15 protein-coding genes are annotated in these 21,090 nt (G+C 44.0%); 3 read left to right on the forward strand and 12 right to left on the reverse strand.

Annotated elements, in window-relative coordinates:
* Positions 1 to 355: 355 nt before the first annotated feature.
* From IM485_RS19025 to IM485_RS19065, 9 genes are all read right to left on the reverse strand, one after another.
* A complete protein-coding gene (locus tag IM485_RS19025) occupies positions 356 to 4,018 on the reverse strand; it encodes an nSTAND1 domain-containing NTPase (RefSeq protein ID WP_287745002.1) in 3,663 nt (1,220 codons plus the stop codon).
* A 31-nt stretch (positions 4,019 to 4,049) separates the two neighbouring features.
* Complete coding sequence (locus IM485_RS19030) at positions 4,050 to 4,454, reverse strand: Het-E N-terminal domain-containing protein (protein ID WP_287745004.1); 405 nt, start codon at positions 4,452 to 4,454, stop codon at positions 4,050 to 4,052.
* Positions 4,455 to 4,922: 468 nt separating this feature from the next.
* Positions 4,923 to 7,709: a cation-translocating P-type ATPase gene (locus tag IM485_RS19035; protein WP_287745005.1), complete on the reverse strand. Its 2,787-nt coding sequence runs from the start codon at positions 7,707 to 7,709 to the stop codon at positions 4,923 to 4,925.
* A gap of 130 nt (positions 7,710 to 7,839) precedes the next feature.
* A complete protein-coding gene (locus IM485_RS19040) occupies positions 7,840 to 8,946 on the reverse strand; it encodes a hybrid sensor histidine kinase/response regulator (protein WP_104396769.1) in 1,107 nt (368 codons plus the stop codon).
* Between the two features lie 104 nt (positions 8,947 to 9,050).
* A complete protein-coding gene (locus IM485_RS19045) occupies positions 9,051 to 9,488 on the reverse strand; it encodes a pentapeptide repeat-containing protein (RefSeq protein WP_104396768.1) in 438 nt (145 codons plus the stop codon).
* Between the two features lie 114 nt (positions 9,489 to 9,602).
* Positions 9,603 to 11,075 carry a BCD family MFS transporter gene (locus tag IM485_RS19050; protein ID WP_287745008.1) on the reverse strand — a complete coding sequence of 491 codons (1,473 nt, stop codon included), beginning with the start codon at positions 11,073 to 11,075 and terminating at the stop codon, positions 9,603 to 9,605.
* A gap of 69 nt (positions 11,076 to 11,144) precedes the next feature.
* Complete coding sequence (locus IM485_RS19055) at positions 11,145 to 11,984, reverse strand: Rpn family recombination-promoting nuclease/putative transposase (RefSeq protein WP_104396766.1); 840 nt, start codon at positions 11,982 to 11,984, stop codon at positions 11,145 to 11,147.
* A gap of 207 nt (positions 11,985 to 12,191) precedes the next feature.
* On the reverse strand, positions 12,192 to 13,442 hold the full coding sequence (gene rpoD / locus IM485_RS19060; RefSeq protein ID WP_104396765.1) for an RNA polymerase sigma factor RpoD: 1,251 nt from the start codon (positions 13,440 to 13,442) through the stop codon (positions 12,192 to 12,194).
* Between the two features lie 702 nt (positions 13,443 to 14,144).
* Positions 14,145 to 15,746, reverse strand: a complete 1,602-nt coding sequence (locus IM485_RS19065; RefSeq protein WP_287745011.1) for a 2-isopropylmalate synthase — start codon at positions 15,744 to 15,746, stop codon at positions 14,145 to 14,147.
* Positions 15,747 to 15,922: 176 nt separating this feature from the next.
* Here IM485_RS19065 and IM485_RS19070 point away from each other — a divergent pair, with 176 nt between their 5' ends.
* Both IM485_RS19070 and IM485_RS19075 read left to right on the forward strand, forming a co-directional pair.
* On the forward strand, positions 15,923 to 16,258 hold the full coding sequence (locus tag IM485_RS19070) for a hypothetical protein (RefSeq protein ID WP_002783895.1): 336 nt from the start codon (positions 15,923 to 15,925) through the stop codon (positions 16,256 to 16,258).
* A gap of 66 nt (positions 16,259 to 16,324) precedes the next feature.
* Positions 16,325 to 17,872, forward strand: coding sequence for an FAD-dependent oxidoreductase (locus IM485_RS19075; protein WP_287745013.1), 1,548 nt, complete (start codon positions 16,325 to 16,327; stop codon positions 17,870 to 17,872).
* A 241-nt stretch (positions 17,873 to 18,113) separates the two neighbouring features.
* Here IM485_RS19075 and IM485_RS19080 read toward each other — a convergent pair whose 3' ends face one another.
* Positions 18,114 to 19,622, reverse strand: a complete 1,509-nt coding sequence (locus tag IM485_RS19080) for a helicase C-terminal domain-containing protein (RefSeq protein ID WP_287745015.1) — start codon at positions 19,620 to 19,622, stop codon at positions 18,114 to 18,116.
* A gap of 186 nt (positions 19,623 to 19,808) precedes the next feature.
* Here IM485_RS19080 and psb28 point away from each other — a divergent pair, with 186 nt between their 5' ends.
* Positions 19,809 to 20,147, forward strand: a complete 339-nt coding sequence (psb28, locus tag IM485_RS19085) for a photosystem II reaction center protein Psb28 (protein ID WP_002755988.1) — start codon at positions 19,809 to 19,811, stop codon at positions 20,145 to 20,147.
* 83 nt (positions 20,148 to 20,230) lie between these two features.
* Here psb28 and IM485_RS19090 read toward each other — a convergent pair whose 3' ends face one another.
* Positions 20,231 to 20,749 carry an FKBP-type peptidyl-prolyl cis-trans isomerase gene (locus IM485_RS19090; protein WP_287636594.1) on the reverse strand — a complete coding sequence of 173 codons (519 nt, stop codon included), beginning with the start codon at positions 20,747 to 20,749 and terminating at the stop codon, positions 20,231 to 20,233.
* A 6-nt stretch (positions 20,750 to 20,755) separates the two neighbouring features.
* Positions 20,756 to 21,079, reverse strand: a complete 324-nt coding sequence (locus IM485_RS19095; protein ID WP_002746237.1) for a phasin family protein — start codon at positions 21,077 to 21,079, stop codon at positions 20,756 to 20,758.
* Positions 21,080 to 21,090: the final 11 nt, after the last annotated feature.

A 21,090-nucleotide genomic window follows, 5' to 3' on the forward strand; every position in this document is an offset into this window, starting at 1 on the left:
TGATTTTAATAATAACATAAACTTGTTTTTTTGTGTAAGCCTGATCTTGTAGGGTGCGTGTTTGCGGCGATAATCTCTAACAAAAAAACAAATTAATAATCTGCCCCATGCACCAACTTGATTATTAAATTGCTGCGTTACGCTTTGGCTAACGCACCTACGATTTATGTTTCTGTTTGTGGCTAAGTTGACAAAAGTTGCTCAAAATATAGCCTTAGCAAGATAAATCGGCCTATTCCTAGTTAACCTGAGTTGAGGATAAGCCGAAACCCTAATTTTACCGTAGCTGGTTAGCTCTATTCTTTCGTGAAAGTCATGGCAAAATCTCCTTAGTCCGAACTAACTTAGCTGACAATTAATTCTTTGTACCAATGCCATCACACAAACCCCTATCCTCCTCCCTGACACCAGAATTAGGATTGTGCAAATAAACCCGCACCCAATCGCAACTACGCCCCATTAAAGCATCTAAATTCAATAAATTCGAGTCTGTTTCTACCTTCCAGAGTTTGATAGTGTTGTCCCAACTACCGCTCACCAAAGTCTTGCCGTTGGGACTAAAATTAACGCTTCTGACACGGCTATTATGCCCATGGAGGGTACGGATTTCTTGGCGTTTTTCTACATTCCAGAGTTTGATAGTTTTGTCATCACTACCGCTCACCAAAGTCTTGCCGTTAGGACTAAAATTAACGCTTCTGACAGGGCCTTCATGCCCCTCGAAGGTGTGGATTTCTTTGCCTGTTTTTACATCCCAGAGTTTGATAGTTTTGTCATAACTACCGCTCACCAAAGTCTCGCCGTTGGGACTAAAATTAACGCTTCTGACAGGACCCTCATGCCCCTCGAAGGTGTGGATTTCTTTGCCTGTTTTTACATCCCAGAGTTTGATAGTTTTGTCATTACTACCGCTCACCAAAGTCTTGCCGTCGGGACTAAAATTAACGCTTCTGACACGGTCATCATGCCGCTTGAGGGTGGGGATTTCTTCGCCTGTCTCTACATTCCAGAGTTTGATAGTCCCGTCCCAACTACCGCTCACCAAAGTCTTGCCGTCGGGACTAAAATTAACGCTTCTGACAAGGCCACCATGCCCCTTGAGGGTGTGGATTTTTTTGCCTGTTTTTACATCCCAGAGTATGATAGTTTTGTCATCACTACCGCTCACCAAAGTCTTGCCGTCGCGACTAAAATTAACGCTTCTGACAGGGTAATCATGCCCCTTGAGGGTGCGGATTTCTTCGCCTGTTTTTACATCCCAGAGCTTGATAGTCCCGTCATCACTACCGCTCACCAAAGTCTTGCCCTCGTAAGGACTAAACTCAACGCTATTGACAAGGTCATCATGCCCCTTGAGGGTTTGGACTATTTCTACATTCCAGAGTTTGATAGTCCCGTCATCACTACCGCTCACCAAAGTCTTGCCCTCGTCAGGACTAAAATTAACGCTCCAGACAGGGCCTTCATGCCCCTTGAGGGTGAGGATTTCTTGGCCTGTTGACTCATTCCAGAGTTTGATGGTGTTGTCCCAACTACCGCTCACCAAAGTCTTGCCGTTGGGACTAAAATTAACGCTTCTGACACGGCTATTATGCCCCTTGAGGGTGCGGATTTCTTGGGGTTTTTCTACATTCCAGAGTTTGATAGTCTTGTCACCACTACCGCTCACCAAAGTCTTGCCGTCGCGACTAAAATTAACGCTATAGACAGGGCCACCATGCCCCTTGAGGGTACGGATTTCTTGGCCTGTTTCTACATTCCAGAGTTTGATAGTCTTGTCACCACTACCGCTCACCAAAGTCTTGCCGTCGCGACTAAAATTAACGCTATAGACAGGGCCTTCATGCCCCTTGAGGGTGCGGATTTCTTGGGGTTTTTCTACATTCCAGAGTTTGATAGTTTTGTCATCACTACCGCTCACCAAAGTCTTGCCCTCGTCAGGACTAAAATTAACGCTATAGACAGTGCCACCATGCCCCTTGAGGGTACGGATTTCTTGGCCTGTTTCTACATTCCAGAGTTTGATAGTTTTGTCATCACTACCGCTCACCAAAGTCTTGCCGTCACGACTAAAATTAACGCTATAGACAGGGCCACCATGCCCCTCGAAGGTGTGGAGTTTTTGTCCTGTTTCTACATTCCAGAGTTTGATAGTTTTGTCATCACTACCGCTCACCAAAGTCTTGCCGTTAGGACTAAAATTAACGCTATGGACATAGCTACCATGCCCTTCTAAGCGATTGCGTTCACTTTTGCGGTTGAGAAGTTCCTGTAAGGCATTCGTCACCTTCGTGTCGGATGCCTGCTGCTTTTGTAGGGTTTTTCCTGCTTTAATCGCTTCAACAAAAGCCTCTAATTCTTTTCCTCTATCAAACAAAGACAAGGAAGAAAACCCGCGAGCATTTGCCAGATTGAGTTCCGCTTGTTGTGTTTGTTTCCAAGCCATCAAACCCAATCCCGTACTAACCACCACCGCTACCAAGGAACCCGCCGCAATCCCCCAAGCGGTTCTAATTTCGCGCCGCCTGCGGGCTGCTTCGGCTTGTTTTATCCGTTCTCGCTCTTGGAGACTCTGCCTGATAAAATCCTGTTCACTTTGGCTGATATCTTCTGGGCGTTGCTTCAATTGTTCTTCCGCCTCCGCCAACGCCGCCCCGCGCAACCATGAGCCTTCATCCCCCTGCGTCTTTTGCCATTGCCCCATCGCCCCCCGCAAACGCTCTTGCCAAGCGCGAAAAACCCTGTCTGTGTCCATCCAGCCCCGCAATTCCCCCCAATTGCGAATCAGTGCTTCATGCACCACTTCCACCGTCTCCACCTGTGCCTCTTCACTGCGACTGGTGACAACTAAACGCGCATCCGCCAATTGTTTCACCAGCGCCCAATTTACCGCCCCCAATTCCGCTTTTGTCGCCAGCCGCCGCGTATCTTCTGTGCCTTCTCCTGGGCGTACCAATTGGATGAAAATGCGCCGCATCTGTTCCCGTTGCGCCTCACTCAACTTGTGATATTCTTCATTGGCATGGCGGGCCAAAGCACCCTGCACTTCGCCAATTTCTGTATATGCCAGATGGGTTAATTCTTTGCCCTGTCGCCGCTGCCACAATTCCGTTAAGGCAAACTCTAGTAATGGCAAATTCCCCGGCTCACTCTCCACATCATCGAGGATGCGCTCCACCAGTCCCGCTTCCAATGTCACCCCCAATTTTTGCGCCGGTTTTTCAATAACTTCTGTGAGTTCTTCTCGGTTCATCGGCCCCAATTTCAAGTCGGTATTTTGCAAGACATCAGCAAAGGGACGATAGGAAAGAGCATTCCCCAAGAAATCCGCCCGCATCGTTAATACCAACACCATTCCTACCCTTTCAAAAGGGGATGTAGTTAATTTATCGAGAAAATTACGACGGATTGTTTCATCAGGACAGAGGGTATAAAGTTCCTCAAATTGGTCGGCAATTACCAGCACCCGTTCACTGGGATAATTCTGTTGGATTTGGGCAACAACGTCAGCTAAAGAAATATCGCCATCACGCAAATAATTGGCTAACTGACGCGCTTGGGCGAGGCGTTCTGTCTCATTTAAATTAGTTGTATAAAGGGGAACTAATGCTAAAGCTAGGGCATGAAAAGGGTCAGAACCAGGACGACAATGGGTAAACTGCCAGTGACTTTCTTGTTGCAATTTTGGGACTAATCCCGCAAAAACTACCGAGGATTTGCCACTTCCCGACGCACCTAATAGGGGGATAAAATTACGGGTTTGGGTTGCCTGAAATAGGTTTGTGATAAAGCTTTTGCGCCCAAAAAAGTATTCTGCATCTCCTGGCCCAAAATGAAACAAGCCACGATAGGGACAGGGCAGTTTATCATCGGCAACATCGGCAGAATCAGCAGGTGCTATTCTTGCTTCTTCTCGATAATAGTAATTGGTAATCGTGATGGTTGCATTGCCAGTCCCAGAGGCAGCAGCATATTGAGCTTCTGTAATATTTTGTTGAATTTCGCTTGGTTCTGACATATCAACCATCCTGATTAATTAAAATACAGTCTCAGTCATCCTTAGATGTGCCATGCTCGGTGATGCCGCTAATACTAGCATTACCCGTGCCAGAGGTAGCAGCATATTTAAAATTACTGATATTTTGGGTGATAATTTGTTGTCCACCGGGTTGTTCTTGGAGCTTGTCTAGTAAATCTTGGGCTAATTTAGTGATTTCATTATCTTTATCAACCCCCGCTTCGACAATTTTATCTTTTAACAAACCTTCAGCTTTCTTGATATCCTCTGGTTTTGCCTCTACCATTGCCTGTGCTAAAGCATCATTAGCAAACTTACGCTTAATCAAGGTTTTCAAACCTTGATATGTATCTTTAACACCTTTTTCCGCCGTATCTTTAGCCGCAGCAACCGCACCGGCAGTCAAGGCGGCGACAATCAGAGAAACTGGTTCCATTGTTTGATACTCTCAATAAAATATTGCTGACTCAATTTTAGATCAAATCAGTTTTTAATAGTAAGCTAAACCGCAATCAGCTAGAGAACTGGAATTTCACGGCCAAGGCACTAAACCTTAAAATTATTACTATGTAGGATTTGCTGAATAAATGTGAAATGTAGGCAAGGTAGGGGCTTTCTGGCTTTTCTCTGGAAACAGGTGCAAGATTTTGAGAGAATCGTACTTCAAAACCTTGCGTCTTCATCGGCCCGCGTCCTGTAGGGGCGAAGCATTCGGGCAATAACCTATCGATGAAACCGTAGATTTTCTATCCGAATGCTTCGCCCGTACTTTTTGCCGCAAACCCTATATAAGAATCTTAGCCGAAAAAGCCAAACTACGGTTTTCCCTGTGGATGGGGTTTATCAGTTATGGGATTTGAGTTTTCAATTCACTGTTTACTGAACAATGAAAAAAGCCCCCTGATTATCGCCGATGATACCAACGGGTAAATAATTTTTCTAACTCCACCCAAACGAATAACAAGGTACTAAATCCCAAACAGATTAATAATTCTTCTTTAGTTAAAAATTGAGTGCCGAAAAAATCCCGCAGGGCAGGAACATAGATTAACATCAGTTGAAAAATTGTCGTCAGGGTTACTGCTACCCAGAGATAGGGATTAGTCAAAGGATTCATTTCTATGGTAAGATGATCGCTCGATCGCACGGAAATGGCATGACCCATCTGAGCTAAACAGAGAGTAGTAAAAACCATAGTTTTCCATGAACCAGTATTACCAAAAAGTGGATCCAAGCGCACAGCGATTAACATTTGAGTGATATTAATAATCGAAAAAATAATCCCAATTCTCACAATATAACTGCCCAAACCGCGAGCAAAAATACTTTCTTGGGGACTAAAAGGAGGGCGACGCATAATATTAGGAGAAGCGGGTTCCACTGCCAAAGCTAACGCGGGTAAACCATCAGTAACTAAATTCATCCAGAGAATTTGTAGGGGAGTTAGGGGAGTAACTAAACCCAAAAGAGGCGAAGCAGCGATAGTAATCACTTCCCCGATATTACTGCCGAGAATATATTTAATAAAACTGCGAATATTGTTATAAACCACTCGCCCTTCTTCCGTGGCAGCGACGATGGTGGCAAAATTATCATCAAGGAGAATCATATCACTAGCCTCTTTGGTGACATCGGTGCCGGCGATTCCCATGGCAATGCCGATATCTGCTTGTTTCAGGGCCGGAGCATCATTCACCCCATCTCCGGTCATAGCAACAAATTTACCCTTTTTTTGCAAGGCGCGGACAATGGTTAATTTATGTTCGGGGGAGACACGGGCATAGATGTTAGTTTTGTCAATGATGTTTTCTAGCTGAATTGGTGATAATTTATCTAATTCTCGTCCTGAGATGACTAAAGCTCCCGCTTGGGCAATACCAAGACTTTTAGCCACCGCTAGAGCAGTTAATTGATGATCGCCGGTGATCATAATCGGACGGATTCCCGCTTCTCGACACCTAGCCACGGCGATTTGTACCTCCGGTCGCGCTGCGTCGATCATACCGACCATTCCTAACCAAATTAGCTCATCTTCGCTTATTTCAGTTGATTCTGGCGGATAAATTAGTGTTTTATAGGCTAATCCTAAGACTCGTAAACCCCTGTTAGCCATAGCATTGTTAGCGACTAAGACTTTTTCTTTTTCCCTATCCCCAAAAGGAAGACTTTCTAATCCCGATTGGTAGGAGAGACATTGTTCAAGGATTAATTCCGGGGAACCTTTGGTAAATAGTACGCGATTGACTCCTTGACAAATGACCGACATTCGCTTTCTTTGGGAAGAAAAGGGGATTTCAGCGATTCTAGGGAACTCTTGCTTGGTTAGGGATAAATTTAAGCCCGCTTTCGCCCCTAAAACTAATAAGGCTCCTTCCGTGGGATCGCCTAAAATGCTATCGTGACCGTTATCGAGGTTTAAACTGGCATCGTTGCAGAGGACACTGGCAATTAAGAGATGATGCAATTCTAGATCGGTTTTGGGATCGATCGCCCGTTGCTTGGAGTCTAAAAATTGTCCTTTTGGGCTATATCCTTCCCCAGTCACCGAAAAATTGCGATTAATTGTCTCTATCTCCTGCACGGTCATTTTATTTTCCGTTAGCGTCCCAGTTTTGTCGGAACAGATCACATTAACAGAACCAAGGGTTTCTACTGCCGGCAGTTTACGAATCAAGGCCTGACGTTTGACCATGCGTTGGGTACCTAGGGCGAGCGTTAGGGTGATAACTGCGGGTAATCCTTCGGGAACGACGGCTACTGCCATACTAAGGGAAACTTCGACTAATTCCTGTAGGGCCGACCAACCGGCATTGATCAGGCCGATGGTAATAGTCAGGGCAACTAAAATGAGAGAACCAGCAACAAGGACATTACCCAAGTGAGTCATTCTTTTTTGGAGAGGAGTGGGTTCATTGCCGACTGTTGCTAACATTTGAGCGATTTTGCCTAATTCCGTTGTCATCCCCGTATTGGTAACGATGACCTTGGCCCGGCCTTGCAGTACCTCTGTTCCGGTAAAGACAAAATTTAAGCGATCGCCAAGAGGAGTATCCCTGTCTAAGGGGTCAATGGAGGCGGATTTATTAACACTATTTGCCTCTCCTGTCAAGGCCGATTCGCGAATTTGCAGGTTAAAAGCTTCGATAATTTGGCCGTCGGCGCTGATTTGGGTTCCCGCTTCAATCAGCATGATATCCCCGGGGACGAGATTAACCGCGTCTATTTCTCTGCGTTGACCCTCGCGGATAACATTAACTTGGGGAGAGGAAAGTTTTTTTAAAGCGGCCAGAGCTTTTTCGGCGCGACTTTCTTGCAGATAGCCGAGGATGCCATTGAGGATGACAATTGTTAAGATAGCGATCGTATCTTTGAAGGGAACACCAATTTTAGCCAGATGACCGCGCTGCAATTCCAGTAAATCCAGTCCTCCGGAAATTATGGCCACGGCAATTAAGAGGAGGAGCATAATATTGGTAAACTGATCTAGGAGAATTTGCCAATTACTGCGCCCTGGACGTTCTTGTAGTTCATTTTTGCCATAATATTTAATTCTTTCGGCGATTTGCTCCCTATTGAGGCCATTAACAGCTGAACTACCGAGGATAGATAGGGTGGTTTCCACCGGATAGGTATGCCAAGGTTGTTGCAAGTTAAGTCTAGAATGGGCAGAATAGTCGGCATTAGCGGCCATGGCAAGTGAAGATAGTTGATCTAGATAGATCTTAGCCCTTTCTTTCCGCAGTCACAGAAAAAAACAAATGTTTAAACTGGCTCTTCCTGCTCATAGACAGTCTTAACGAGTAATGTAGATAGTCAACAGCTTAGTAGGGTAAAGTAAACCAAAATTGTGAACCTTTTTCGTCATTATTCATAATGCCAATTTCGCCCCCGTGAGCATGGATAATTTGACGACATAGATATAAACCTAGTCCTAAACTAATCTGATTATTATTATTGCCTCGTTGATAGCGATCAAATAATTGTTTTCTCTGGGTTTCGCTAATTCCTACCCCATTATCGGCAATGCTACACCGGAGATAATTACCCTCTAGTCTAGCCGAGAAAGTGATAATTATCCCCTGGGGATTGTGTTTAAGGGCATTGGCTAATAAATTCTCAAAAACTCGCCAGAGATGGTGAGCATCGGCATTAACTAAGGGTAAATCGGGGGAAAAGTTATTAATTAAAGTTGCTTGATTTTCCCTTAATCTTAACTCCCATTCCTGGCCGATCTGTTGACCAATTTCGTAGAGAGATAAAGGCTTTAGTTCTAGGGAAACTCCCCAAAGATCATTCTGTCGGGTTTCGACAAGAGAATCAATTAAAGTTAATTGTCGATCGCAACTGTTGGCCATCTGTTGTAAAATCTTCCGGGATACTTCTTTAGTTTCTCCCTGAGAATTTTTAATTAAATTATTTAAGATCATTGACATCCCGATCACGGGATTGCGGAGATCGTGAGAGACAGCATGAAGATAAATTTCTAAAGTTTCCTCAGTTTTTTGACGTTCTTTAATTTCGTTTTGTAGTTGTTTTTTTTGACGGCAAATAGTTAATTGATTTTCGATGCGGGCCATGACTTCTTCCCCTTGAAAAGGTTTAGAAATATAATCGACACCTCCCACTTGAAAAGCTTTGACTTTATCGAAGACATCATCAAGAGCGCTGATAAAAATCACGGGAATTTCTCTGGTTTTTTCATCAGCTTTTAACTGTTCACAAACTTGATAACCATTGAGATCGGGCATATTAATATCGAGGAGGATCAGATCGGGAATTAGCGATCGCACTGTATTCAGGGCCATCTGTCCATTAATCGCTTTCCGTACCTGATATCCCTTCTCGGTGAGCATAATCGACAATAGCCGCACATTATTGGGCAAATCATCGACAATTAAGACACTAGGGCGCGATGTGAGTTGAGTCATGCCGGTTATTTTATAACTCAAACTATTTAGTAAAAGTGTATAAAAAAACAGACGCGACACTCGCATCTGTTACAAAATTAACTATATTTTGAGGACAAGAACATCTAAGGACTTTCACCACCCACAGCGATGCCAGTACCATAAATCTGAGCATTTGTCAAGTTAATTCTCTCCATCGATGCACCCGTCACATCAGCATCATAAATCATGGCGCTGGTGAAATTGACTCCATTGAGATTAGCTTGATTCAAACTGGCATTAGTCAGAAAAGCTGCGGTTAAATTTGCGCCTTCTAGGTTAGCATCGGTCAAATCTGCGCCCTCTAAGTTAGCTTCCTCCAGATTAGCTCCCTGTAAATTCGCTTCTCTCAAATCAGCACCGATTAGATGCGCCCCTCTTAAATCTGCACCCCGGAGATCACAGCCCGGACATTCCCGCGTATTCAATAATCGTTGCACCTGTTGGGGATTTTCCGCACCGACGGGGTTAATCAGCAGTAAGGAGGCTAGGGAACCTAGAACAATCATTAAAGTCCTTTTCATCGTTTTAGCCTCCTCTTTCGTTTTCCTCTCTACTTTTAGGATAGGAAAAAAGCTGCTAACTAACTTCCCCCGATCGGGCTAATTCTCCTGTTATCTCACTTTTGCTTGCTTTTGCTAGTCGATCTCTCCTTTCATTACCGTTGCGATCGCTGCTCGGGCATTTTCCTTAAATTCCTTGACATCGACGCGACTTAATAACCAAACTGCTAGGATCATTCCCAGTGCTTGCACGAGGAAAACTAAGCCATAAGCTAAAACCGGGCTAGAAAAGATAACTTTACCGATATTTAAAATCGTACCGCCTAAAACTGTGGCTAATCCCCGGGCGATCGCTTGTGATAATCCCCAAGCGCCGATAAAAGTTCCCGCAGTTTCGGCGGCGGTTAAATCTAACATTAAACTGGTAGCGCCAGCGGTAATCATTCCCGAAGCTAAACCGAAAAAGAGCAAGCTTGATTTTAATAAACTTTGGTCAGCAGAAAAGCCGGCAAAAATCAAGAGAATAAAACAAATTGTTGCAAAAATACAGCCATATTTAGTGGTTTTTTGTTTACCGATGCGGGGAATTAGCATAAATCCCGTGGCAGCAATACCAAAAAGGGTTCCGGTTCCCCAAAAAGCGTTTAATTGGGTGGTTTGGGCGATACACATCCCAAAAACCTCGCCCCCAAACGGTTCCATAATTGCATCCTGCATAAATAAACTCAAAGTCATCATCAGCAGAAAGGTGAAAAATAAACCGGTTTGCCGACTAGCGGTGAGAACCTGTAACGCATCCTTAAAGGTAATTTGATCCTCTCTTTGCACAAGAGTGGACCGACTACTAAAACGAGAATATTTTTTTTCTACGCCAAAAGTCGCTAAAATACAGAGAACGAAAACGATAGCGGGCATAATCGTGAACACGGGGTTAATTGTCGCTTGTAGTTGCGGAATATTGGCTATGGGGGCTGATTGAGTCGGATCATAGGTCAAAATATTTGTACCGCAGATATTGGGAGTATCCAGCAAACGAGAACTAACGATCGCCCCGACGACAATTCCCACCATCAGCATTGACCAAACTATAGCAACTAATTGCGATCGATTATCTTCATCGGACACATCCACTAAGAGGGCAGCAAAAGGGGTAGAACTGGCGCTTAAAGCTAGTCCGTAGAGGGCGAAAATTAAGGCTAAGAGGGCAATCCAAGCGTAGGAAATGGTATTCCATCCCGAAGTTTGAATACTAAGTCCCAATTGCCAGACTACCTGCAAAGCAATAAAAGCTAAAGCGGTAAAAACTGCCGCCCCAATCCAGACATAACCGCTGCGATGATGACCGAAAATAGTTTTACCGTCGGATCTTTGTCCAAACCAGATGCGCGCCGGACTAACAAACTGGTGCATAGCGATCGCAGCTGCGGCGAGAAAGGGTAAAACTTTTAACTCATCGATCATAATCCGATTGAGAACCCCCAAAGTCAGCAGGGACATAATACCTAGTCCCATTTGAAAGAGTCCTAAGCGAAACATGGTGAAAAGTCCCAGTTTTGGCAGGGGTTTTGGGGATGAGTGAGTAGAATAGGGAATATCGCTGGTAGCCATAGTTAAATCAATACAAAAAAGCCGGTATTTAAAAATTTAACGCAGGACGAGCAGACATCTTCTGGGGATTTAAGTTTCTATCTCCAATAACCAAGCGGTCAGATCTGTCAAGCTGGTAAAATCGAGCAGCGCTTCTCCTAAAGTTTCTAATTGTTCTAGAGATAGTTCTTGGATTTGTTGGCCTAAAGTCGAGGATATTTCACCTAAACGACGGTTAAGTAGCCGTAGAATCAAAGAAACCGCTTCTTCTCGTCTTCCTTCCTCTCTTCCTTGTGCTTTTCCACTTTCCCGGATATCCTGATAAATAACTGATTCGCGCATAATTTCTTCTCTTAATAAGCTTCCGATGATTTCCTTACTTAATACTAACCCCGCCAGAATTGCTGTAGCGGCGGCTAAATTGCTTTTTTCAGTTCTACCCCCGATATTATCAATTTTTGCGGCTACTTGTCGTAGAATTTCGGGACGATTAGGGGTTTTTCCTAGATTGGCCAAGGGTAACAATCCTGATAATCCTAACATTTTCTCAGCAGCAATTTCCCAGAGACGAAGCACTTCGTATTCATGACGGGTATTGGGAAGAATAAAAGCGTTTTCCTGCACCAAAGGTGATGAGGTTTCTTTCAGGTAAATTACCACTTGTCGCATGGTTTTTTTGGGGAAGCGACGATAGACTCTAGTGCGATAATCTAACATCCGAAAGGACATTTTTGGGTCAGGATCGGTCTGGAATTCGAGATGAAGAATCATCTGATCTGATTCTAACAAAATCAGGGCATCGGCCCGAATCGGTTCTAGAGACAGTTCCGAGGGACTCAATTGGGTGAAGGAGAGAGGTTCTCCTAATAACCATTGGGCGAAGTCACGACTATAATTTTCGGCGAGAAATTTACAGACATTATCATACATTTCTTGATTCTAATCAATGAGATATTTATAGTGTTTCTCATCAAGATGAAGTCTAACCTAATTTGGTATCGACGAGCGACTCCCCAAAAGAAAAACTTTGTACCTCATCATTAAGATAACTGCTGTAAATTCGATCGAGGTAGGTGCAGATAACAATAAAACTGAGCCTCAAGGAGACTCAGTTTCTAGTTTTTTAAGGACGGGAAATTAACGAATGTACTCTTTGAGGATACTATTACGGTTAGGGTGACGCAGTTTCCGCAGAGCCTTGGCTTCTATTTGACGAATGCGCTCGCGAGTGACGTTGAAAATCTGGCCGATTTCTTCGAGTGTTTTCATCCGGCCGTCATCTAAACCGTAGCGCAGCCGCAGCACATCGCGTTCGCGAGGACTAAGGGTATCGAGGACGTTTTCTAAATCCTCGCGTAATAAATTTTTAGAAACTTCATCTTCTGGGGTTTCCCCATCCGCTTCGATAAAGTCTCCTAAACGGGAATCTTCTTCTTTACCGATAGGAGTCTCTAGAGAAATAGGTAATTGGGCAGATTTGGCAATAAAACGCAGTTTTTCAATGGTCATCTCCATCTTGGTGGCGATTTCTTCCTCGGTGGGTTTGCGACGCATTTCCTGAGAAAGAATCTTGGTGGTTTTTTTGATCCGGGAGATGGTTTCGTAGAGGTGGACGGGAAGACGAATGGTGCGGGATTGATCGGCGATCGCGCGGGTGATGGCTTGACGAATCCACCAAGTGGCATAGGTGGAGAATTTATAACCCTTTTCGTGGTCGAATTTTTCGGCGGCGCGGATCAAACCGAGGGAACCTTCTTGAATTAAATCTTGGAAGGAAAGACCGCGATTCATGTATTTCTTGGCGATCGAAACCACTAAACGCAGGTTCGATTGTACCATTTTTTCCTTAGCGCGACGACCATGGTACAAACGACGCTTAAAGGCCGATAAGTATTCCTTTGATTTGGCCAGCCATTCTTCTACCATGGGAGCCGTTAGCTCCGTCTTACCTAAATAAGCCTTAATATCCGATAATTTCGGTTCTTTTTCCGATTTTTCGGCGATAATTTTTTCGATGCGCTCGAACAAGAAAACCTGTTTTCCCCATTCAGCATCGCTATAGAGGCAAAAATCTTCGCGAATGCGTTCTAATTTCAGTAGATCGGCGATTTTTCTCGCTAATTCGATCTCCTCCTCCGCTCTCAATAACCGAATCCTGCCGATTTCTTGCAGATAAATCCGAATCGAATCTTCTGTATAGGGTTTTTTTCTAGCGGCGTCGCGACGACGAGCGCTGGCAAGGCGGCGGGTTTTTTTGCCATCGTTGCTATCGCTGGTTTCTTCTAGCTCTAACTCGATATCCTCATCATCGAAGTCTTCGTCTAGGTCAATCAAATCTAAATCCAATGGCGGCTCGGTAAGGGTTAGTACATCGTGGGCCTGCATCATGCCGTTTTCCTCTTGCTCCTTCTGTGCAAAACTAGAAGATCGAATCTCAATCTAGGTGATACTGAACAAATTTGTGTCTCAAATCCGAGACGGGGAAAGACTTTTCCGATTGTAGCTTTAATTACAACAAATGGGAGAAGATTTTTGCTTAAATTTCCTTGTGTCGATGCGATTTTAGCGACACGGAATGCCGTTTTAGCTCGGTCAACTCATAATCTGGCTCCTGCAAAAATTGGGTAAATGGCTGGAGGACTGAAATCCGATCGCGGGTTTGTCTGCGGTGTTGACCAGATAGCTAAGTATCAAGGGAATTATGGGGTGGGTTAACTGTTCCCACTGGCAAGGGGAACATAATCCCTATTTGCCTTGGCTAATTCCTTTAGTCTTTAGCTATTGTATTTAATTTGATCGGATTCTTACGGATAAATTTCATCCCTCATTGCTTTTACGCGAATCTGGTCTTGGTACATTCGCACCATGATAATAGAGCGCAAACTCATAATATTAACTTAGCAACATTTTAGAAATTTGCGAGACAAATTTAAGATTTTCTCCAACAGCACCGTGGGAATTATGAATTATGAATTATGAAGTGGGGTGGTCACTGCGTGCGCGTTGCGGGGGGAAGTGGGGAAGTGGGGTGATGGGGTAGTGGCGGAATTTCAAGTAACACCCTAACACCCTAACACCCTAACACCCTATCTAGACTTGTAGCATTTCGGGGGTTTTTTCCTTCTGCTGCAGTGCGACGTGGAGACGGTTTAAGGCACTGACGTAGGCACGAGCGGAGGCGACAATAATATCGGTATCGGCCGCGCGAGCAGAATAGGTGCGTCCTTCGTAACGGAGACGGATAGTCACTTCTCCTAAAGCATCGATTCCCTCGGTAACTTCTCGCACCGAGAAAGAGATTAATTCGTTCGGAATCTGCACCACTCGATCGATCGCTTTGCAGAGAGCATCTACTGGCCCTGTACCAATGGCCGCATCGGATAACTCGCTACCGTCGGGAGTGCGAATCGTCACCGTGGCCGTGGGTCTGGCACTATTTCCACAGGACACTTGTACTAGCTCAAGGCGGAAGTGATCGGGAACCGTATCGATTTCATCGTTAACAATAGCTTCTAGATCGCGATCGGTGATTTCCTTTTTGCGATCGGCCATTTCCTTAAACTGGATAAAAGCGTTATTAAGTTCCGTTTCCGAAAGCTCAAAACCCAATTCCTGTAACCGAGAGCGAAAAGCGTTGCGGCCAGAGAGTTTACCGAGAACGATCTGATTATTAGTTAAACCGATCGATTCTGCGTCCATAATCTCATAGGTGAGTTTATGTTTTAACACCCCGTCCTGATGGATTCCCGACTCGTGTGCGAAAGCGTTAGCACCGACGATCGCCTTATTCGGTTGCACGATCATGCCAGTAAGATTAGAAACTAAGCGAGAAGTGCGATAGATTTCCTTGGTGTTGATCTTGGTTAAAGGTTCCGTGGACTCTGCTGGACGACCGAGGAAAGGATTAAAATAGGAGCGCCGCACATGAAGAGCCATCACCAATTCTTCTAGGGAAGCATTACCGGCACGCTCACCGATACCGTTAATGGTACATTCCAACTGTCGAGCGCCATTTTTAACTGCTTCGAGGAAATTAGCCACCGCTAACCCTAGATCGTCGTGACCATGGACGGAGATAATCGCTTGGTCGATATTGGGGACATTTTCCTTAATACCACGGATTAAAGCCCCAAATTCGCTAGGGGTGGTATAACCGACGGTATCGGGAATATTAACAGTGGTGGCTCCTGCGGCGATCGCTCTTTCGAGGACTTGATAGAGGAATTCCGGATCGCTGCGGCCGGCATCTTCGGGGGAAAATTCCACATCATTAAGGAAGGATTTGGCATAGGCCACCATTTCTGGCACAATCTCAAGAACTTCCTGACGAGTCTTCTTAAGTTTGTATTGGAGGTGTATATCAGATGTGGCTAGGAAGGTGTGAATTCTGGGCTTGGCGGCGGGTCTGAGCGCATCGGATGCTGATTTAATATCTTTTTGGGTAGTGCGGGCTAATCCGCAAATAATCGGGCTATCAGCTTCGCTGCCGACGCTGGCGGCAATTTTCTGCACAGCTTCAAAGTCCCCCGGACTAGCGTGGGGAAAACCTGCTTCAATGACATCAACTCCCAGTCGTGCCAGTGCGCGTGCTATGGTTAGCTTCTCATCCACATTTAAAGCGGCACCCGGGGACTGTTCCCCATCTCGAAGGGTGGTATCGAAGATAATCACACGGTCTGGACTGGTATTCATAGTTTTTTTGTACCGTTAACGAACTTGGGAGTTGTTCCTCTGATTATAGCAGCCGAGGCCGAGGGGGTTGTTAAGGAAAATTGCGCTGAGAATTTCTCGACTTGCTCGCGCTTTTCCGGCTTGCCCTTTTTTTGGCTACCATAGAGGATATAGATAAATTGGCGAGGTAGTTAACAATGTTTGGCAAACCAGCGAAGGAACCGAACCCACCGGAGGTAAAAGACTTACAGGAGGTGATGTTTTCAATTAAGCAAAATCTCGAACCAGATCAGGATAAAACTGATATTAATCTTGTTGAGACTCCCCCGCCAGAGGTGGTTACTGTAGTTGAAAATATTAGTAAAATTCTCTCTCCCTATTTTATCGTTTTAGTGGGTTTATTTCTCTATGATCGGAATAGTTTTATCGGTTTTTTATTAGTTTTTACGGGAGTTTTGGCAATTTTTGGGGTTTCTCTCAAGGATATTAATAAACTCATTGAAGAAGGGAAAAAGTTTTTCCAATCTAAGTAGTTTTCTCCTCTGGATATGGTGATAACTAATCACTGATAACTGATAACTGATAACTGATATAAGATTATGTCTTTAGTTGCATCTTTACTCGATCGAGTATCTTCTCAGAGTTTACAACAATTGCGAGCCAGCGATCGAGCTTGGCAAGCTTTGCGTTTAGAAAATCTAGTTATTCCCACGGTAATTAATCAAAGTCAAGAATCTTTAGGAGAGACGGATTTTGATCTAGTTATTGCGGGGGGAACCTTGGGAATTTTCATCGGGGCTGCTTTGCAAACTAGGGGCTGGCGTGTGGCATTATTAGAAAGAGGTATTCTGCGCGGTCGTGAGCAGGAGTGGAATATTTCACGTTTAGAATTAAGCAGTTTTTTAGAGTTAGATTTATTGACCGAAGCAGAATTAAATCAAGCGATAGCGACGGAATATAATCCTGCTAGGGTGGGATTTTATCAAGGTTATGAGCTTTGGGTTAGAGATATTTTAAATATTGGTGTTGATCCAGTTTATTTGCTAGAGACTTTAAAAAATAAGTTTTTGCAAGCGGGAGGAAAGTTATTAGAAAATTCGGGGTTTAGCGGGGCAATTATTCATCCCGATGGAGTAATGGTTAAAACGGGAGAAGTAACTTTAAAAACCCGTTTATTAACCGATGCCATGGGTCATTTTTCGCCAATTGCAAAACAGGCCAGAAAAGGAGAAAAACCCGATGGAGTTTGTTTAGTGGTGGGTAGTTGCGGTCAGGGTTTTCCCAGTAATGAAACTGGTGATTTGATTTATTCTTTTACCCCAATCTTGCACCAATGTCAATACTTTTGGGAAGCATTTCCCGCTAGGGATGGTCGGACAACTTATTTATTTACCTATCTTGATACCCATCCCGATCGCTTTAGTTTAGAATTTTTGATGGAGGAGTATTTAAGATTACTGCCGGAGTATCAAAAGGTAGATTTAGAAGCGGTCAAATTTCAGCGTTTTCTAGCGGGTTTTTTCCCTGCCTATCGTCAAAGTCCTTTAAAAATGCCTTGGTCAAGAATTCTGGCAGTGGGAGATAGTAGCGGTAGTCAATCTCCGGTAAGTTTTGGCGGTTTTGGGGCAATGGTTAGGCATTTAAAAAGGCTAACTTTTGCCATCGAGGAAGCTTTACAAATCGATGCTTTAAACCGAGAAGATTTAGCCCTTTTACAACCCTATCAACCGAATATATCGGTAACTTGGCTATTTCAAAAAACTATGAGTGTTGCCATGTCTGCTAACCCTAATCCCAATCAAATTAATCACTTAATGAGTGGAGTTTTTCGGGTAATGGATAAGTTGGGAGATGAGGTATTAAAACCATTTTTACAGGATGTGGTGCAGTTTTCTTCCCTCTCAAAAACTTTGCCTTTGGTTAATCCTCAATTAGTTTTACCGATGATTCCGCAAGTGGGTATCAGTCCTTTTATCGATTGGACAGGACATTATTTTAATTTAGCTTTGTATAGTGCTTTATATCCCTTAGCAACCAGCTTAAAACCTGTTTTAGAAAAGTTACCCGACAAGCAAAAATATCTTTATCATCGTTATTTGGATAGTTGGAAATATGGCTCTGGGGGAGATTTTATCAGTAATCAGTGATCAGTGATCAGTAAACAGTGAACAGTGAACTGATTACTGATAGGGTGCATCTCTTATTGGTGACATTCTCTCACATATTGGTGAGCAGCAGAAGTTATTCCAAGAGGGCGAATGCAATTCGCCCCTACAATAATATTATCGCGTCAATGGTAGGGGCGCACTGCGTGCGCCCAAATGTAATATAGATATTTCTACAAAATTGAGATGCACCCCATCTGATAACTGATAACTGATAACTGATTTAATCTTTATCTTGAAAAAATTGTTGATCGAGATAATTAACTTTAGCATAGGGTTCTAAAGCGGAGAGAATTTGTCGGCCATAACTGCGGGCATTGACACGATTATCGAGGACAGCCACACAACCCTGACACTCCCGGAGAGACTGAACAGATTTCTGAATTTCCCTCACTGCTGTGGGTAAAAGATAGGCACGAAACCAGTCGAGATGTTGTCGTTTGTAGTAAGCAATTTTGCCAGCAACGAGAGGATTTTCGGGGGAGGGTAAGGGTAAAGTAGCGATAATTAATAAACTGGGAGTCGGAAATTTTTCTTGATGGGTTTGCCAGAATTGCCAACCACAAACGAGAATAGTATTACTATTAATCTCGGTTTTTTCCACTTGCACTCGCGAACCGTAATCGGCTGCCATTTGGGTGGCAATTTGTGCCTTGAGGGGAACATCTTCAATCAGAATTACTATCGGTTGTTCACTGGTATGATTAGCACTAACTAATTCCCGCACTTGCTTTAATAACATCGGTTGAAATTCGGGGGTATTGGGGGCGCTGATGCGATCGGGTAGATATAAATGAATATATTCACTTTCGCGATCAGCTGCAAACTTTAAAGTTAAAATATCTCCGATACCCTGATTTTGACGGTATAAATTAGCGGATTTTTCGCTATCTAAAAAACTGCCGATTAAAACAAAGGGTTGTTGCTGCCAAATTGGTTTGAAAAAACTAGCCACCTCCAAAGGACTGATTTTTAGGGTAAATTCTTCTCGATCTCGATCTACCGATGTCCAGAGGAGATAATTATGCTCGGGGATTTTTGCCGCTAAAAGTTGCCAAGCAGAATCAGTGGCTAAATCTTGATGTAAGCGTTGCAGGAGAGCAATTATATATTCTTTTTCTTTGGCATCAATAAGATAGCAATTATAGGGATTAATGGGATGACCAAGAATACTTTGGCCAAGTTGTGCTTTAATTAAGTCTATAAACTCTCTATGCTGGGGATATGCTGACTCTAAAGCAGACCATTGTTCGGGAGTAATGGTGACGGTGAGATAATCTACTAGACAAGTTTCTAAATCTTCGGCTCGATCGATTATAGTGGCGATATTCTGGGGAAAATGACCGAGATTGCCCAATTTATCCTCTAACCATTGTTGGGGTGTGGTGAGGAGTAAACCGGTAAAATTAGCGGGAAAGCGATCGCTTTTGAGGATATCTCGCTGAGTTTGTAACCATGCTTGCAGATGGGGGATTTCCACTTCTAACAGTAGGTTTACTTCCGACTCTGGGGCAACAATCAGAACAGGTGTATCACCCAAAAGAGCCGGGGTGAGATAACTGAGACAATAACGGGTGAGAGTAGTTCCAGTTTGTATCAGAGAGGACCGTTTTAAGCGTAAAGCTCTAGCCACCAGTCGCCCCATAGTGAGATGATGAGACCAGTAAAAGCGTCCTTGTTCGCGTAAAAAAGCGCGTAGGGAAGAATGAACCGCTGCTTCTAATAAAACCATCTCATCTCAGTTATTGGTTATCAGTGGGAAGGGAGAGGTTTACAAGTGATCTTTCATCAGTCAAACCCACCCCCGCGAGTTTACCGTGGATACTTTAAGTTTATGGTGTCCCATCTGCTTTTTACTTGCGACTTGGTGTGAGATGATCTAGAAATGTCTATTTTATGAGAAGGATAAAGAAAAGTAATGGCAGAAATTCAGTTTTCCAGGGGGTTAAAAGAACCAGTTGTTCCCGATATCCGCTTAAGTCGCACTAAAACGGGAGAGAAGGGATCGGCAAAATTTTATTTTGATCAACCGACTATCCTCGGAGATCAACAAACCGAGGAAATCACGGGGATGTATCTCGTCGATGAAGAAGGAGAAATCGTCACCAGGGAAGTAAAAGGCAAATTCATCAACGGTAAACCCACGGCGATCGAAGCTACGGTTATTTTTAATTCTCCCGCAGAGTGGGATCGTTTTATGCGTTTTATGGAACGTTACGGTAGCGAAAACGGTCTAGAATTTACTAAATCTTCCTGATTTTACCCTTAGCTTCCAGCAATTTGTCAAAAAACCCGCATTCAGGATCGATGCGGGTAGAAGTGAAAAATCAGAGGAAAAACCTATTTAACTCCCAACAATTCCACATCGAAAAGTAAAGTCGCGTTGGGAGGAATCACCCCACCGGCACCCCGCGCACCATAACCCAATTCCGGGGGGATAATTAAGGTACGCTGCCCACCGACTTTCATCGATGCGACTCCCTCATCCCATCCTTTGATCACTTGACCAACTCCAATGGTAAAGGTAAAAGGTTGATTGCGATCCTTAGAACTATCGAATTTTTTGCCGTCTGTCAGGGTTCCCGTGTAGTGAACAGTTACTTTTTGACCTTTTTGGGGAGTTTCTCCAGTTCCTTCCACGATATCGATGTATTTTAGTCCCGAATCGGTGGTAACTGCTTGATCTAAATCCATGGAGATGATTTCCTTATTAATAGTTTGAGTGATAGCGGGTGGATCTATTTCTGCGGCGATCGCATTGGCTTTTTCCCCTCCACCAAAGAGGGAAGCAAGGATTAAAAATAAGCCACAAACCGCAATGATAGCAAAACTGAGCAAGATTTCGCGCATTGATTTCATAGTTCCCTAACGCCAGAGTTTATTCTCTAAGTCTCTCACCTGTCGTTCTAATCTATCAATCCTTCCCCGCAGTTCGTCCATTTCCGATTGTCGGGGAACCCCTAAATCCTGCAAAATCTGGCGAATATAGCGTTCTAAGTTGTTCTCGAAGCTCCCCTGTTCAGACTTCATCTGTGTCATCAGATCATCGACAAAGTTTTTAGCCTGATCAGAATTGATTTTACCGTCTTTGACTAATTCGTCGCTCACTTCTTTGATCTTTTCTGCCACCATGGAAGTGGTGCCAATACCCATCAGCAGCAATTGTTTAATCCAGTCGCTATTATCCATTGTTTTCACAC

It is taken from the genome of Microcystis sp. M169S2 (assembly GCF_020245865.1).
Lineage (GTDB): Bacteria > Cyanobacteriota > Cyanobacteriia > Cyanobacteriales > Microcystaceae > Microcystis > Microcystis ichthyoblabe_A.